Annotated in this window: 11 protein-coding genes; 7 read left to right on the top strand and 4 right to left on the bottom strand. The window is 44.8% G+C overall.

The window, feature by feature from the left end; translation table 11 throughout:
- Window positions 1–265: 265 nt before the first annotated feature.
- The gene (locus ACR64G_RS11015) at window positions 266–1,540 is read left to right on the top strand and encodes a lipoprotein N-acyltransferase Lnb domain-containing protein (protein WP_435979328.1); all 1,275 of its coding nucleotides are present in this window, start codon (window positions 266–268) and stop codon (window positions 1,538–1,540) included.
- Window positions 1,541–1,582: 42 nt separating this feature from the next.
- Here the strand turns inward: ACR64G_RS11015 and ACR64G_RS11020 are convergent, their stop codons facing one another.
- Complete coding sequence (locus tag ACR64G_RS11020; RefSeq protein WP_435979329.1) at window positions 1,583–2,380, bottom strand: hypothetical protein; 798 nt, start codon at window positions 2,378–2,380, stop codon at window positions 1,583–1,585.
- 132 nt (window positions 2,381–2,512) lie between these two features.
- Entirely contained in the window at window positions 2,513–3,055 is a 543-nt protein-coding gene (locus tag ACR64G_RS11025; protein ID WP_435979330.1) for a YcgN family cysteine cluster protein, read from the bottom strand.
- A gap of 146 nt (window positions 3,056–3,201) precedes the next feature.
- Here ACR64G_RS11025 and ACR64G_RS11030 point away from each other — a divergent pair, with 146 nt between their 5' ends.
- The 6 genes from ACR64G_RS11030 to mutY all read left to right on the top strand — a co-directional run bounded on the left by ACR64G_RS11030 (window position 3,202) and on the right by mutY (window position 11,134).
- On the top strand, window positions 3,202–3,939 hold the full coding sequence (locus ACR64G_RS11030; protein ID WP_435979331.1) for a dienelactone hydrolase family protein: 738 nt from the start codon (window positions 3,202–3,204) through the stop codon (window positions 3,937–3,939).
- Window positions 3,940–4,106: 167 nt separating this feature from the next.
- The gene (locus ACR64G_RS11035; protein WP_435979332.1) at window positions 4,107–7,217 is read left to right on the top strand and encodes a DUF2339 domain-containing protein; all 3,111 of its coding nucleotides are present in this window, start codon (window positions 4,107–4,109) and stop codon (window positions 7,215–7,217) included.
- 75 nt (window positions 7,218–7,292) lie between these two features.
- A complete protein-coding gene (gene ylqF / locus ACR64G_RS11040) occupies window positions 7,293–8,246 on the top strand; it encodes a ribosome biogenesis GTPase YlqF (protein WP_435979333.1) in 954 nt (317 codons plus the stop codon).
- A gap of 68 nt (window positions 8,247–8,314) precedes the next feature.
- A complete protein-coding gene (locus ACR64G_RS11045; RefSeq protein ID WP_435979334.1) occupies window positions 8,315–8,725 on the top strand; it encodes a hypothetical protein in 411 nt (136 codons plus the stop codon).
- Between the two features lie 117 nt (window positions 8,726–8,842).
- Window positions 8,843–9,772, top strand: coding sequence for a DUF6414 family protein (locus ACR64G_RS11050; RefSeq protein WP_435979335.1), 930 nt, complete (start codon window positions 8,843–8,845; stop codon window positions 9,770–9,772).
- A 141-nt stretch (window positions 9,773–9,913) separates the two neighbouring features.
- A complete protein-coding gene (gene mutY / locus ACR64G_RS11055) occupies window positions 9,914–11,134 on the top strand; it encodes an A/G-specific adenine glycosylase (protein ID WP_435979336.1) in 1,221 nt (406 codons plus the stop codon).
- Window positions 11,135–11,182: 48 nt separating this feature from the next.
- Here the strand turns inward: mutY and ACR64G_RS11060 are convergent, their stop codons facing one another.
- Together ACR64G_RS11060 and rapA are read right to left on the bottom strand one after the other, a co-directional pair.
- Entirely contained in the window at window positions 11,183–12,085 is a 903-nt protein-coding gene (locus tag ACR64G_RS11060) for an acyl-CoA thioesterase (protein WP_435979337.1), read from the bottom strand.
- A 308-nt stretch (window positions 12,086–12,393) separates the two neighbouring features.
- Window positions 12,394–15,294, bottom strand: a complete 2,901-nt coding sequence (rapA, locus tag ACR64G_RS11065; RefSeq protein ID WP_435979338.1) for an RNA polymerase-associated protein RapA — start codon at window positions 15,292–15,294, stop codon at window positions 12,394–12,396.
- Window positions 15,295–15,364 lie beyond the last annotated feature (70 nt).

Below are 15,364 nucleotides of genomic sequence, written 5' to 3' on the forward strand. Positions count from 1 at the left end.
ATGTGATTTAACCTCTTAATTGATGATTTTACGATTAATGGTATCTAAATATATAAATGCAACAGATGGTAGCTCTAGACGCTCATTTTGAAACTGAAAATCTAATGCATCATTTGCTAAGTGGGTTGCTCTAAAAAACGACGCTTTGCAAATTAGTTTCACTTTATCGTAAGGCTAACAGACATTCAACGACAAATTTATCCAAATTGTATTGCCAGTGTGTTATAAACTTTAATCAAAACCTCTACTAAGTTACTTTACGCTTATGTCACTACGCTCGTTGTTTTCTCGTCTATTATCCGTCCATTCTGACGACGCGCCTTTGAATACTCAAGGGTTGGATAATCGACGCTCAAAACTCAAATGGTGGCACTATATTGCTTGGGTGTTGATTGCTGTAACGTTGATACTATCTGCCGTTTGGTTATTACTGGCTATTTGGTATCAGTTTGGCGCGTACAGCCCCGTTACTTGGATGGTGACCGCTGTTGTCTTGGGATTATTGATACCGCTGCTATCAGCAAAATATTTATCCAAGCTCATCAATAAGATGACGGATAGAGAAGGCAATAGAACCATCAGTACGATAAGAACTAGAAGAGTATTGGCTGGTAGTTATGTTTTGGTATGGATTATCAGTCTGGTTTGGTTTTTCTCTATTGAACCCAGTCATGATCGCAATTGGATGTCTGAGGTTAGCCAAAGAGTGACTTATGAACGTGATATAAACAATCCTAATCTAGTTACTTTCTCTAATGTGCGTAACTTTGATTGGCATACCGATGTCGAGGCCACCGAGCGCTGGGAGACGCGTACCGTTGATATGTCTAAATTATCTGGCGTCGATGTGTCCAACTCATATTGGATGGGACCACTGATTGCACATACGCTAGTCAGCTTTCGTTTTGAGAATGATAGACCGCTCTCGTTTTCATTTGAGATTCGTAAAGAAGAGGGTGAGTCGTTCTCAGCGCTGGCTGGATTCTTTCGCCGCTATGAGCTTAGCTTGATCGCATCGGAGGAGCGCGATATTATCTATACGCGTAGCAATGCGCGCGGCGAGCAGGTGTATCTATTTCCTATTAGCCATTTGCAACGCCACGAGGTTCAGTCGCTATTTGAGTCCTATTTGACGGCGGCTGATGAGCTCAATGCCAAGCCTGCGTGGTACAACACCTTTACTAGCAACTGTACCAACATTATCTTTTATATGGCGCGTATCGTCAGCGGTGATCGTCTGCCGTGGGATTATCGCATTTGGGTCTCAGGCTGGTTGCCCAATTATCTGTTCGATGTCGGTATGCTTGGCGGCAATACTACAGAGCAAGGACAGTCTTGGTCGATGGATACGTGGTATGAGCACACTCATATTAATCCTAAAGTTCAAGGGTTTGATAATCGGATCGAGCGCGTAGTAGATGCTCGTAGTAGTGAATTCTCTACCCAAATTCGCCAAGGCATTCCTATCCCGCCTCTTGCTGACTCTGAAATAGAGGCTGAAAGCAGTGCGAAATCTGCGGCGCTGGCGTCACAAGAGTAGATAACAGGATAATAACTAAGCCGCATTCGATAGAATTAATGATTAAAGCGTAGTTATACGATTTTTAGGAAACTCTACAACCACAGGATGTCCAACAAGCTCCGTTAATTCAGCTTCTAGACGCTCTCGCTCGGCTTCATCTGATATTTTACGATAGATCATGACATTGATGGTATTGGTCATTGGACTAAAACCAATCGTTTGGGTATCAGGATAACGCTTTAATATCTCAGGCCACGCTTTTTCTTGTAGAGCCATAATCTGCTGCTGACTTTTATCACTACTCGCTTGAATATAAATAGGAATTGAGAAACGGTTAAATTCATCTTGCTTAAAATGATAGACAAACTTTGAAGGGATAGCTTGCACTGAGGTCAATGTGGTTATTTTGATGGAAAACTCATTGGGATTATTATTTTCATAATAAATAGCGGCAACCGACTCACCCAAATACTCTGCGACCGCTTGAATCAAGGGCATACTGATGCCTTGTAGTAACAATCGTTGCTGCGCCTCAGTTATCGTGACGTCAAATTCTTGTGCATAAAACCAAGGAGCGGCATTCCTTTCTTCTTCTGATAGGATATTTAAGTAATAATCTGCTAATGGTTCCTCTTGATATTTTTGGTCAGCTACCGCCTCTATTTTTTGCCAGTCTATAGTCGTGGTTATTGCAGGTTCAGCCACTGGCTTATCGGACATCACTGAATCTGAAGCCACCTTTGTAGGCATAGTTTGCATCGTATTCGCCTTAGTTTTAGCCACAGACGAGGTATTGGAGCAGGCGCTCAGTAACACAATACTTAGCATCAAACTTCCTGTTAAATAGCTTTTATTCATATCTAATCCTTAGGTTATGAATTTTTACAAAATGAGATAAATAACAAATACACAATTATAAAATGCTGGGCTAAAAGCGCCAGCCTACAACAAAAAGCTAAATCATTGAAAATGAAGTGAGTTTAATAGCAACTAAGGCGTCACCCAAGTTACCACGCGATCCTCCATCTCATCATCAGTGATACCCGTTTCGGACACGCAGCGCCCTGCTATGCCCACGTTAGCCGCACGCATTTGCTGCTGAGTTGCGACCGCATCGTTAGTCAGAAGTAGATGCCATTCTGGTAGCGCTTGCCCTTTATATAGCCTTTTATACGCGCAGTGCTCAGGTAGCCACATCATCGTCGGCACCTTATCGGGCGTCAATTGAATACAGTCAGGCACGTAATGCTGGCGTGTTGCGTAGTGCTGGCAGTAGCCCGTCGCGCAGTCCATAAGCTTACAAGCGACATCGGTATACTCAACCAGCTCCTCATCTACATCGCCATTCTCGTCTTCATCGATAAACTTAATCAAACAGCAACTACCGCAGCCATCACATAGGGCTTCCCACTCGCTATGATTTAGCTCATCAAGCGTATACGTTGACCAAAACTGCGCACGCAAGGTGTCAGCCTTTGGCTGCGTAGAAGTATGTAAGTCGACAGCGTGTTGATTGAGTAAATTAATAGTCATAAAATTGCCGTAGCATTCTGATAAAGAGCGTTACAGTATTATAGCTGTTTTTGACTGGGATGGGCGTTAAGGTAGTACGGGTCAATCAAATGATGTGTTCCCCAAATAGACAACTATAAATTTATAACATAAAAAAGGATAACAAAATGTCAATTAAGACCTTTGAGTTAATCAGTACCACAGAGAACAACGTCGAGCTTATTAGCTATGTTGCACTACCTGAAAACGCGGCGGACGATCATCCAGTCCCAGGTATCATGGTCGCGCCAGAATGGTGGGGCGTGGTCGATCACCCAAAAGATACCGCTGAAAAACTTGCCAAAGCCGGTTACGCGGCTGTTGTTATGGATGTATACGGCGAAGGTAAATTGACAGGCGATGCGGCACAAGCGAATATGTGGATGGAGCAAGTGCTCGCCGATCAAGACATGCTCATGTCACGCTGCCGCCTAATCTTAAATGACTTTAGCGATCAGTTGGCTGTCGATGGTGACAATCTAGGCGCGATTGGCTTTTGTTTCGGTGGTAAAGTCGTCCTCGATATGGCCCGCGAAGGAATGCCACTAAAAGCTGTTGCCAGCTTCCATGGTAACTTAGCACCTAAGCAGCCTGCGGACAATAACTTTAGCGCAAAAGTGCTCGTCGCTCACGGCGCAGATGACTCTATGGTCTCTATGGATGCGGTCGCGGACTTCAAAAAAGAGATGGACAACGCAGGCGCTGACTATACCGTCGACGTCTATGACAACGCTAAGCACGGGTTTACCAACCCGCATGCGGATGAGCGCGCTGCCAAAAACGATATCGATTTGGGCTACAACGAAAAAGCGGCTAATGAGAGCTGGGATAAAATGATGGACTTTATGAAAGCTAATTTGTCATAAACAAATAAACTAATCTCTCATCTTCTCAAAACAGAGCACGGTTATCCTGCTCTGTTTTTTTGTGCGTCACATTATTTTGTAGATAAACGGGTTCAAGGAAATTTACCAAGTTGTGTTTATCGTAAAATAGCGTCATCATCAGTTTATTATCAAAAAAGGCAATCGCAATGCTAGGTTGGTTTGGCTTTACTATTTTGCTGCTTGTCATCGTTGTGCTACATAATAAGGTAAATAAGCAACTGCTTGATTTACGCAGTGAAGTCTCGCGCTTACAAATAGAGCTCAATAAGCAAAAGAACGCTGATGTCAATTTATCGACCAGTGCTACTTCTGATAATAACCTTAGTACTCCTCCTAGCGTATCGCCACCGCCGTTACCGCAATCTGCTCTATCTTCTACGCAATCAACCAATGACCTTGATCATTTAGATGATGAATTTACGACTGATGAATTATTTGAGCAAGTAGCGCTGTTATCTAATTCTGATGCTCAATACGATCACACCGACCCTACTCTCATCAAAACTCCAAAGGCTATAGACCCAGACGAGCAATCGTTGCCTATTGTCACCTCTTTATTTCATTCGATTAAAAACTGGTTCTTTGGCGGTAATTTGGTCGTACGTGTTGGGGTCTTAGTGCTACTAGTCGGCGTTGTACTACTACTGCGCTTGCTTAGTGACTATATCGAAATCTCTATCGAGTCCAAACTCCTAGCGATCGGCGCGATAGGATTGGGGCTGGCAGGACTAGGGCTTAAACTGGCAAAAAATCGCTTTGCCTACGGCATTACCTTGCAAGGCGCAGGTTTGGCTATTGCTTATTTGACGACCTTTTTTGCCTATAGTGTTTATCTAGTGCTCCCAAGTCTACCCAGCTTTGTCGGACTTGGCGTATTATCCGCTATTACTATCATATTAGCTGTACGTCAAAACGCTTTTCCGTTGGCGCTACTCGCCTTATCTGGTGGGTTTTTTGCGCCTATTTTGACCAGTAACGATACGGGTAGTTTGACCACTCTATTTAGCTATTATCTGCTACTCAATGTGACTATTGCCATCATCGCCCATTACCGCACGTGGAAAGTGCTTAACTTATTTGGCGTCATGGTAACCTTTGGGCTGGCCTATTATTCGGGTACTAGCTATTGGGGTATCAGCGAGAACCTAAGCGCGACTATAGAGGCGCAGCGCTGGTCGCTTGTGCTACTAGTTGCTCTGCATGTAGTGCTCTACTTGTTTGTCGTTATCCGCTACGCGCAGCAAATCATCAGCTACAACGCTCATAATGAGCAAGCGTTATTTGAGGACGATAGCCGCAGCACTGATCCTAGCCGTAGCGATATCACCAACATTAATAATAGCCACGTTAACGGCAACTATTTATTTCCAATTGATACCGGTTTATTGTTTTCCGTACCGTTGTTAGCCTTTGGACTTCTGGCCGCGTTACTCGGCGATATTGAACATGCTTTGACGATTACTAGTGCCATCCTTGCGGCGGTTTATCTCACATTAGGTTGGCTGTTTATTCAGCGCAGTCAACGTTATGCGCTTATTACCGAAGGTATGCTGGCACTAGGTTTTGGCTTTTTGGCATTAGTAATCCCGCTAGCATTAGATGCGCAGTGGATTGCGTTTGGCTGGTCAGTACAGGGACTGGCTCTCGTGTGGTTTGGACGGCGCTCCCTGCGAGCATGGTCAGTATTGTTTGGTCTATTACTACAGCTAGTCAGTATCAGCATGCTGGCTGACACGCTGGTGTTCTCGTCTCAAGACTATCCTACTTTAGCGCTGAGCATCTCGGCTATGAGTTATCTAGCCAGCCTATTTATCTTACGCGCCAGCAACTCGCCTGCAGTTATAGATAATTCTATAACGCCTGCTGCCGATAGTACGACTAACGATAGTACGACTGACGACACTGATTTTGATCTGGCGTCGACATACGCGCAGCGGCTAGGCATCAGCACTCAAGCCGCTAGTCAATGGCTGAGCACTATCAATAGCCAAAGCACCGCCTTTAGTCTGGTGTGGCGTAGTCCACTTCTGATACGGTTTTTGACGCTAACCGCAGTTACCTGGGCGCTCTATGTGCTGATGCTCGATAGTGATCATTGGCTTGCTGACTGGTCATTGTCAACGACGACTATCATTGCGCTCTCAGCACTATTTAGCCTGAGCATTTATTGGCTCATCAACCGTTATCGCATGTGGCAGGAGATTAGGCAGCTAAGTTACGGACTGCTAATCGTGTTTTATACCATGCTTATTTTGCAACTGCCGCAAAAGTTTGAATTTAACCATACTTGGACGACAGCGCATTGGCTCATTTTCGCCATACTGCTTATCGGCTGGCTGGTTATTGGGCAGCTATGGTTAAAGGTATGGCACGATAATGTAATTGATGACCGTCAGAGCAAAGCTATCGCTCAACGTTCGCCCTATCATGATGCCAGTTGGCTAGGTACAGGTATTTTGGTACTAAGCGCTGCCATTCATTACTATCTACCAAGCTCGCAAGGTGTTATCACTTTACTAGTGCCGATTGGACTTATGACCGCTCTAATGATAGTCGCCTTACGGGGCAGCAAAACCCATAATGATAAAACAGTTGCGCCTATTTATTGGTTTCATTGGCATGATGCCTTGATCGGCTGCGCGGTGATGTTTGCACCGCTAACCTTACTTTGGGTCGTCATCACCAACTTCTCTTACGACGGAGTAATTTGGAATCTGCCTTATTTGCCCTTGTTTAATTTATACGATGTAACGTTATGGCTTATCTTGGGCTACAGCGGACTGGCTTATTATTTAAGTCAAAACGATTATCCACAAAACGCACTAAGCGCTGACAACACTTCTACCAAGCCTCTTATTAGTAGACCGCTACTCGTCATTTTAGGACTTATTGGCTTTTGGGTCATATCAAGTATGCTTATCAGAACGCTACACGCCTTTATTGGCACGCCGCTTTGGGATTATCAGCCTATGGGCGCTTGGCAGAGCGAGCAAGTACAGACGGGCTTGACCATTCTATGGACGCTCCTCGCCCTACTAGCAACTATCATTGCCAGTCGCGGCTGGCACCGCACGCTTTGGTTTATGGGTATCGGCTTGTTGGGCGTTGTGGTGCTCAAACTCGTACTCGTCGATCTATCACAGACCGAGGCGATTTGGCGCGTCATCTCCTTTATCGGCGCAGGCAGTTTGATTCTGCTTATCGGTTATCTTGCGCCGCTGCCGCCTGATGAGAGTGAGAATACTCTAGCGCCTTGATTTAGAGCAACATGATGCGCGTGATGTAGTAAACTAAGCGTCTTTAAAAATATTAAATACAAGGCTGTTGTCTCGATGAATAACCCAAGCATTCAGTGGTTCCCAGGACACATGAACAAAGCCCGTAACGAGATCAAAGAGATCATGCCAGAGATGGATGTGGTCATCGAAGTCATCGATGCGCGCATTCCCTACAGTAGCGAAAACCCAATGGTAGCAGCGCTGCGCGGACAAAAACCCGTCATCAAAATCCTAAATAAAGCTGACCTCGCCGACCCCAACCAAACGCAGGCGTGGATTGAGTATTTAGAGAGTCAAGATAAGGTCAAAGCTATCTCTTGTGATGACAACAAATCTAGCGAAGTTAAACGTATCGTACAGCTATGTAAGCAATTGATGCCCAATAAAGCAGGCACAGGCAGACAAATTAAAGTGCTGATCATGGGCATACCCAACGTGGGTAAATCAACGTTGATTAACAGTCTAGCAGGACGCAGTATCGCCAAAACGGGCGATGAACCTGCCGTCACCAAGTCGCAGCAGCTGATCAAAATCGATGATGACATCATGCTCTATGATACGCCCGGCATGCTCTGGCCAAAAATTGAAAACCCAAATTCGGGCTATCGCTTGGCGGCTACAGGCGGCATCAAAGACACCGCGTTTGACTTCGCTGATGTGGCAGGTTACACCGCTGAGTATTTGATTCAGGCCTATCCCGAACTGCTCAAAGAGCGCTATAAAATTGAAGATTTGCCACAAACGGATTGGGAGTTTTTTGAGGTTGCGGGACATAACCGAGGTCTGCTAAAAAAAGGCGGCATCGTTGACACTTACCGTATGTCTGAGATTTTGGTCAATGAGCTGCGCAGTGGCACGCTGGGTCGCATTACGCTTGAGACGCCAAAAATGCGCGAAACGGAGCTATTATTGGTAGAGGAGTTACGCGCACAAGCGGAAGCCAAAAAAGAAGCGAAGTTAGAGGAAAAGCGCTTACGTAAGAAGCGTGCAAGGAAGAATCGGAAGTAGAATTTCAATGCAGCTTAATAAAATAAGTATTCATTTGCTTTAAAAAAATTTAAGGTATTTCTTGAGCTATGAGAAGCAATAAAACTAAATGGATAATTTATACAGTGTTAGTGGGTTTAATCCCAATTCTTGCAAGATTCATTGTTTGGCTTGTTACTAAAGAAGGTAGTGTAGATCCACTATCAGCTTCTGATTTCGTTGCTTTCGGTCTAGTCTTGCATATTTCTAACATCAATGAAGTAGAACATTACTCTGGGCGAGAACAGCAATGGAAGACTGTTCAAAATGGCATTTCGATTACATTCATAGCCTTTTATAGTATTTTGTTAGCTCTAAATTTAATAGGGGATAATATTGTTGATATTAGAGCTATAACATTTTGTGCTATTGGCTTATCAGTAGTTTCATTTTTAATCAGCTACTCAGTGTATGATAAGGTCTCAAGAACACCTACTTCTTCTATCGAGAATACGATATGACTACTATAATTATAGTTTTATCTGTTATTTTAGCTTTTATAGGTATAGTTATAGCTATTTGGTCAATAATAGATACTCGAAGAAAACACTACGACGAATACATCAAAAGGAAGAGAAGTGATTAAGAATATTATATACCTAGATGAGGATAAGATGTATTCATTGTCTTCACAGCTCTTTGAAGGTGTGACTGAATATGTTTTGAATGAGAAAAACTTGGAGAAGTCTGAATCAGAAGAGCAGAAAGGCTATATTTCAAGTGGCAAGATAGTAGGAGACATCTTGAAGAATAGCGAAAGAAATACTGAAAAGAAGTTTCTAAATGATTATTCATACACACTTTTCGAAAAGAAACTTATAGAAGAAGACAAAGTAATTATAGCTTCATACCAAAGTTCTAATCTAGAAAAACTGATGGCAGAAAAATCATTTATAAAAGTTACAGCAAAAGCAACATTTAACGATATAGACTCAATAAGGAATACTCTCGATAATTTTAACCGGATGGGCAAAGCTTTAACTTATGTAACTAATTATGAGAATATTAAATCAGCTAAAGAAGAGCTTTCAAGAGTCCAAAAAAGTAAGAATGAAAGGTCTAGAATCAGTGAAGTAAGCACTAGGCTCAAAGACATTAGCAATATAGACAAACAAGCTTCGGAAACTGGTTTACAGTACGATGAGGAGTTTCTTAATGATCTAAGCTTTCTTCTAGAATACGGATTTCAAAGTCAATTAGAAGTACAAATGAAATTATCAAATAACATAGCTTCAGCCAATCTCAATCGTGATTTTTTTAGAGAATCCGAAGACTTAATCATTCGCAGGTATTCAAGACAAACGGAGGTGGAGTTCACTTTGTTTGGTATTATTACACAGTATAAAAAAGATCAAGTCGCTCCTTCTAAATCAGAAGTTGATCCTCAGACTATCAAAGAAGCTATTATGAATATGGTTGCTCATGTAACTAATTTAGAAGCAGCATTTACTGGCCGACTTATTAACGAAATAATCATTGATCCAATTGCATTATATACCGAATTATAGACAAAACTACTTAGCTTACGTAAGGTGCGCACAGCGCACCAATAAAGACTTACTACCTTCTTGTAGCAATCCTCATTACACCCCATAAACTACCTTATTTATCAACTACAAAACACTATCTTTGCTTTACAAGGAATACGTTTGCCTACTCCCTTCTCTCAGCCTGATTTAGCTCTAAATTCTTTCGCGCCGCGCCTCCTTAACTGGTTCGAAACGGACGGACGCCATGATCTACCTTGGCAACAGCATCAGACCGACACGCCCAACCCTTATATCGTCTGGCTATCAGAAGTCATGCTCCAGCAAACGCAAGTGAAGACAGTGCTGCCCTACTTTGCGCGTTTTATGACCTCATTCCCAACGGTGCAAGATTTAGCCGCAGCCGACTGGGATACCATCGCTGAGCATTGGGCAGGTATGGGCTATTATGCGCGCGCACGTAATTTACATAAAGGCGCGAAGCAATTAGTAGAAATTATTAATGAGACAGGTGACTATCCGCAAACCCTAGCCGGTTGGGAGGCAATCTCTGGCGTTGGCCCATCGACGGCAGGCGCGATTATGGCGATGGGACTCCATAAATATGGCGTGATCTGTGATGGTAACGTCAAACGTGTGCTGACGCGCTGGGCAGGAATTGACGGTGATATTACCAAGTCCGCTACCACCAAAGAGCTGTGGTCACTAGCGACACGTTTAACGCCTAAAGAGAACTCAGGGCTATTTGCACAAGCGATGATGGATATGGGCGCGACTTTATGCATTCGCCGTAGTCCTGCTTGTACGTTATGCCCGTTAAAAGACGATTGTATCGCTCATGCGCAAAGGCGCGAAACGGATTATCCAGTCAAAGCCAAAAAACAGCCGAAGCCGAGCAAGTTTAGTAATGCACTTGTTATCGAAAATGAGAGTGGCGAGATACTTTGGCTACAGCGTCCTGACAATGGTATTTGGGGCGGGCTGTGGAGTTTGCCTTTACAGTTTGTTGAAAAGGTTAGCGGAGAAATTGGTAAAGCTAATAAGACTGTTAATAGTGTATTATTAGCAGTCGCTAGTAACGAAAAAGTGTACGAAACAGAATTTACTACTGCTGAGCAAGTCATCTTTGAATGGCTGGCAGAACATAATCTGCAAGCGACGTCAGTCAGTCATACCTTACTCGATGATGCCCCGATCAAGCATTCATTAACCCACTTTCATTGGTACTTACAGCCGCAGAAGCTGATTATTGATAACTTACAAATCAGGACGCTTAATGACAAACTCGCAGCGGCTAACATAAACTTTAAATGGTTAAGCCAACAAAAAGCGCGCGATAGTCTAGGACTACCGCGCGCTATGGTTAAGATTATCGAGATCTAGAAATCTAGAACTTTTATCACCTATAATAATTTAAGGCTTATGATTGCTTTAAGACTTCGGTGGACGCAGACGCATCAGACCTTCTTGCTGTACCGTCGCGACCAACTTACCGTCCTGCCAGAACTGACCATGATTGAGCCCCATGCCATTAGATGTTGTATCGCTCCACATGTCATAAAGTAACCAATCGTTGAGATCAAACGGACGATGAAAATGCATCGAGTGATCGATACTCGCCGCTTGTAGACCTTTGGTCACAAAGCTCACCCCGTGCGACATCAGCCCCGTACCGACCAGATAAAAATCTGACGAAAAGGCCAGTAGCGCTTGCTGAATAGCAAGGGGCTGCTTACCAAGCTCATAGATGCGTATCCAGTGTGCCTGCTTGGGTTTGCTTGGTTCAGGGTTGATAGGGTCACGCGGTTTGACGGGCTTGAGCTCCACATGACGCCGACGCATAAATCGCGCCCTCAATGCCTCTGGCACTTTTTCAACGTAGTCCTCTTTTAGCTCTTGTTCAGTAACCAAGTCCTCAGGTGGCGGATAGATAGGCATGTCTTCTTGGTACTCAAGTCCCTCCTCCGTCGGTGAGAAGGAAGCGATCATCGAAAAGATTACCTGCTCAACAGGCGGGCGACCCTTGACCTCTTTGTACTGAATCGCGGTGACTTCACGTGCAGATAGACTACGACCATCACGCAAACGGCGCACCTGATAAATCACAGATTGGTTGATATCACCGCCCCGTAAAAAATACCCATGCAGCGAGTGACAAGGTTTATCTTCGCCAAGAGTGTGGGCTGCGGCCATAATGGCCTGTGCGAGCACTTGTCCGCCAAAGATACGAGAGCCTACATAATCATGGCTCTTGCCTTCAAAAACATCAGGACTGACTTCGGTAAGTGCTACCGTCTCCAGCAACTCATCTATAAGCTTTGCATAATCAGGCATGACGATAAGTTTCCTTTTTATTCAGTGACAATCATCGGCACTTGAGAGTACTACGATATCAGTGGCGTTGCTAACTACTAACATGCCAAAACCGGACATCTTAACCAATATTAATCGTTTTGACCACCGACTAAAAGACTATTACTCAGCATTGGCCTGACTAGGGCGTATCCTTAGCAATAGTGCACTGATCCAAAGTCCAAATATGTGAAGTAAATTTAAAGTTTAGTTGCAAAATATCAGTAGGATTTTATAGTCAAAATAAAAAAAGGCGCTATCAAGCACCTTTTTGAGCTGTCTATATTTAACTAAGGTTTTACAGCGACCAATACGCGTATAGAGTCAGGCACCAAAGATAGATGTGAGAGTGCTTGCTCACCTTGTGCTTTGAGTAGCTCTAAGCGCTCAATCTCCGCAGGTCTTACATTTGGGTTAATCGTTTGCAGATGTTTGAGACGTTTGATCTCGCGTGACCACTGCTGGCTAAATCGGTCGCTTGCCTGCGCGCCTATCTCACTGAGCTGATTACGCGCAATCGCTTCGGCCTCGTAATAACGCTGCTCAATAATATCACCGCGTACTTTTATCACTTGACGCGCGCGATTCTTATCCAGACGCTCTATGTGCGGCATAATCATATCGCTACTGATACGCGCAGATAAGTCGCTGCCTTGTTCACTGATAAAAACGCGAATGTTTTGTGTACTCAAAGTGGCTGGCAAGTTCAATAATTTAGGGGCAATAGCTTCGACACGGAAGTTAACCTCTAGCATAACCATACCTTGCGGCATAGCAGCACTTTTTAGCATTGCAACCGTGGTGTTACCAAAGGTGCTCGTGCTCGCCAGCTCATAGATGGCCTGCATGAGAGGGTGCTCATGCGTGATAAATTCGATATCTTCACGTACAAGCGCCTGCTCACGCTCAAAAGTTAAGCTCATACCGTCTTCGTCACCAAGCGGTAACCCATCGATATAATCACTAATCTCAGTACTATCGATAGGTGCAATCACCCACGAGCCATCGCGTTGAATATTATGGTCGATATTCGCTGATGCAAAGAAGCGCTCAATGAACTGCGGTAACAGATTATTCCCATCAAACTCATGCATGGCGCTTGCGATACGACCTGCGACCCGTGGACGGCACGAATTGTACTCAAGCAGACGATCGCGCCCTGCCTGCAATTGCGCCTCTAGTCCTAAACGCAATTGCTTGGCATCTGTAACGAGCGTCTGCAGTGCTGTGCGGTTATCTGCGGTATCTACGCCTTCTAGTAGCGGTTTTAAGGTGGCAATGTATTGCTCTTGCACGCTTTGCGCCGTTGGCGAGATTTGATTGAACATATTGAGCGCATTGTTATACCACTGATATAGACGCTCTTGCGCCGTACTCTGTACATAAGGGATATGTAGCATGATTTGCTGCGTCTGACCGATACGATCTAGGCGGCCGATGCGCTGCTCCAAAGTATCTGGATTGGCAGGTAAGTCCCACAGTATCAGCTGGCTTGCAAACTGAAAGTTACGCCCTTCAGAGCCAATCTCTGAACACAGTAATATCTGCGCGCCCTCGCTATCAGCGAAGAAGGCAGCGGCCTGATCACGTTCAAGCAAAGTCATTTGCTCAGTAAAAATAGCGGTCTTGATGCCTGCATGCAGGCGCAATACTGCCTCTAGGCTCTCGACGGTCGCACCACTACGAGCAATAAGTAGTACTTTTTGTTGTTTGAGTACCCCTTTTAAGATATCGATCAGCCAAGGGACACGCGGATCATCCTCAAGCCAGCCACCATCAGGCTGATTCTCCTCGCCCCATAGCTGCTCACGCAATTTGCCTGTCGTCTGATAGCTATCCACCCAAGCTTCAGGCAGTGGTAGCGGATGCGCCTGACTACTACGACCATGAAAGCCCTTGACACTCTCACGCGTATTACGAAAGAGAATACGCCCTGTACCGTGACGATCTAAGAGCTCATTCAGCGCGTGCGTACGCAGCTTATCATCCTCATTGACAGATGCCAGCTCATCACTACTAATGTCTAATAACTGACTAAGCGCTTTGATCTGATTATCGCTAAGGGGTTTATCTTCTATTAACACTCCAGCGACGGCAGCCGTTTCAGCAAAAGCGTCTTGGCTTGCGATAAATTCATCTAGATCATCAAAACGATCAGGATCCAGCAGACGCAGACGAGCAAAATGACTTTGCGCCCCCAATTGCTCGGGCGTTGCCGTCAGTAGCATGACTCCGGGCGTCTCTTCAGCGAAATCCGCTATCAAGTCGTATTTGTCATTGCCGCCTTGCCCCTCATCCCAATGCAAATGATGCGCTTCATCAACGACCAGTAAATCAAACCCAGCTTCCATCGCTTGATCGTAGAGATCAGGATGGTCAAGAAGCAGATCCATACCAGCGATGATGCATTGCTCAGTAGCAAAGACATTTTGCTCAGGGTCATGCTCTTTGATCGCAGCCGTACGTACCAAATCAAACAGCGCAAAGTTTAAATTAAAGCGGCGACGCAGCTCGATCATCCACTGATATTGCAAGCTATCAGGCATAAGGATTAACACCCGCTCAGCTTTACCTGTGAGTAGCTGCTGATGAATAATTAAACCCGCTTCTATCGTTTTACCTAGACCTACCTCATCTGCGAGCAACACACGCGGCGCGATACGCTTGCCAACCTCGTGCGCGATATAGAGCTGATGCTCAATGATGTCAACGCGTGCGCCCATCAGTCCTTTGAGCGGGTGACCGGCCAGCGCCGATTGCATACGCAAGATATCTTGGCGCAGCTCATACCAATCTCCGCGCTCAATACGACCAGCCAATAGGCGCTCAAGCGGCTTTGCAAGGGTGATATTGGCAGCAAGGCGCGTCTCCATAATAGGTTTAACAGCGCCCTCATCGTTATCTTCAACGCTGTATTTGAGCACGCCCATCACCTCATTGACGCCATTGACCATATAGGTTTTGCCATCTTGGTCGTAGATACTGTCACCAATCTTGAAAATTACGCGCGATAGTGGCGCAGAACTCTTGGCATAGACGCGCGTCTCTTCGCTCTGCGGAAATAAAATATGCACGCAGCGATCATCAACATCGATAACCACACCTAAGCCAAGCTCGGACTCAGTATCGGATAAGTAACGTTGGCCAACGGCGAATTCAGTACTGTGTAATGTAGCGGTCGTAATAGTCATAGGACGATGTCTTTTTGTACTCAAGTGATGAATTAAAAGCGGTATAGGCGTTGTCGATACATTTGACCAA

The sequence above is a fragment of the Psychrobacter sp. DM4 genome, assembly GCF_051307035.1.
Classification (GTDB): domain Bacteria; phylum Pseudomonadota; class Gammaproteobacteria; order Pseudomonadales; family Moraxellaceae; genus Psychrobacter.